The sequence below is a fragment of the Arthrobacter sp. 05T444 genome (genome assembly GCF_056395905.1).
The window spans coordinates 1-421 of sequence record NZ_JBFTKK010000071.1; the positions used below are offsets into that span (position 1 = coordinate 1).

Here is a 421-nt window from a genome sequence, read left to right on the forward strand (position 1 = left end):
TGCGAACAGACCGCCGCGAACCTCGCCGCCGGGACCATCGCCTCCCGCGCCGGAACCATCATCACCACCGCCCTGGACAAGGCCCGCCCCATCACCRACCCCGCCACCCTCCACACCATGGAGGCCGCCCTGAACCGCACCGCCCTGGASAACGACCACGACTTCCTGCTCCGCATCGCCCACCGCTGGACYGACGCCATCGACCAGGACRGCACCGAACCCAGCGAAGAAGAACTCCGCCACCGCCAAGGCGCCTTCACCCGCCGSCCCCGCCGCGGCCTCCACCACCTGGAAATCTTCGCCACCACCGACCAATACGAACACCTCCTCACCGCCATGAACACCGCCACCAACCCCCGCACCCAACCCACCACCACCGCGGACGGAACAGGCTCGGGAACAGGCACCGGCGCCGGCGCGG

1 pseudogene is annotated in these 421 nt (G+C 70.2%); it reads left to right on the forward strand.

From position 1 onward, the window contains the following. Window positions 1-421: pseudogene (locus AC1DD3_RS22125) on the forward strand (HNH endonuclease signature motif containing protein); the annotation flags it as partial.